The sequence below is a fragment of the Halorussus ruber genome, assembly GCF_004765785.1.
Classification (GTDB): Archaea; Halobacteriota; Halobacteria; order Halobacteriales; family Haladaptataceae; genus Halorussus; species Halorussus ruber.
Genome location: NZ_SBIT01000031.1, coordinates 1 through 1533 on the forward strand (window position 1 = coordinate 1; position 1533 = coordinate 1533).

1 pseudogene is annotated in these 1533 nt (G+C 50.6%); it reads right to left on the bottom strand.

Features of this window, described 5'->3' with window-relative positions:
- A pseudogene (locus tag EPL01_RS21270) lies at nucleotides 1-1338 on the bottom strand (type IIL restriction-modification enzyme MmeI); the annotation flags it as partial.
- Between the last annotated feature and the right edge of the window lie 195 nt (nucleotides 1339-1533).

Sequence of the window (1533 nt, forward strand, 5' to 3'; positions counted from 1 at the left end):
TTCGAGCCGCTGGAAATACTCAATGCATTGCATGTATAGGTCCATCAGCACCTCCTGTGCGGCGAGCAGGAAGGCGCCACTTCCTACGGCAGGATCGAGAATGTGCGCTTCCTTCAGAATATCGTGGTAGAGAGTCTCCACATGGCTGGTCTGGACGTTTTCCGTTGGAACTTGCTGAGTTATGGTTCCGCCATCGGCAATAGCTTCTGTGCTAATATCTGCTTCGGGGACGGGGAATCCGAACACATTGTCGATCTCGTCGTAGTCTGCGTCCACAGCCTCGTTGAGTTGATCAAGCAGATACGGATGAATCGTCCGGCGGGCCATGAACCCCGTAATCTCTTCCGGTGTGTAGTACGCCCCCATCTCCTTCTGATTGACCGTTTGCTCGAAGATGTGGCCCAAGATAGCTGGGGAGAGGTTCTTGGGATCGACGATATCGAGTCGCTCGTCTACGTTCCAGTTCCAGTCGGAGAGGAAGTTGAGGATATCGTCGAAGAGCTCGTTTGTTTCCTCGGCAGGGCCACCTAACTTCGCGTCCTCGAACTCTTCTTCGACGGGATTCCTTGCAAACAAGCCACCGTTCAGGTACGGAAGACTACCGAAGTCAGGGTTCTGCTTGTCTTCTGCCAGGTATTCGAAGAAGAGCGGTTCATAGAACTCTTCGTAGTGGTCACCACCCTCGTCAACGACTTCATTCGGCTGTTCGTGGAGGTAGTTCGGGTTCCGATCAAGGAGGCGCTTTTCTTGGATGAAGTATAGGAAGATCATCCGGTCAAGAATGACCTGTACATATCGTTGCTTCGCATCACCACGATCGTCGGGAATACCCGTGACCTCTTGAATGAGATCTGTCCGAAGTTCCTCGAACTGTTCATAGAACTCCTTGACGACCTGTTGCGTGTCGTAGAGCGTATCGTATATCGCAGCAGAGGAACCGTATTCGATCGAGTTCAGTTTCTGGAGAATAGTGTTCTTTTCTCCGCTGTCCCGCGTGAACTGCTCCTTCGAGAACGAAATCTTTTGATGCTTAATTCGACCGTGCTGCTGCCCCTCCCAGCTTCGGACTCGCGTAATGAAGGTGAAAGTCTCGAAATCGTTGGTGGCAACGAGGTTGGTGTGCCGTGAGCGATTTTCCGGTTTGAAGTCCGTGGCAGTCTCACCGGGACCTGCATTGACAATGACGATGAATTCGTCATCATCAAGCTGGACTACGAGTTCATTATCGCCCCCTAGTTTCGGGCGTGGTTTGAGCCCGCGTTTTTCAAAGGAGTTCGCGATATCCTGTAAAGAGTCCCAGCCCGCGATATCGGATGCAGTAATCTGCTGGAGAGTCATACCACCTGCAAGTTGCTTTACTCATATGAAAATGATGGATATGAGCGTGACTTTCGACTGAACTGGTCAATCCAATTGTTGAATAGAGTGTAAGAAACAGCTCGTATTTCACCAATATTCGTAGATTAAGTCGAAAACAGCCAATAGCGAACCGCTCAGTTGATGCAATGCATTGAGTATTTCCAGCGGCTCGAA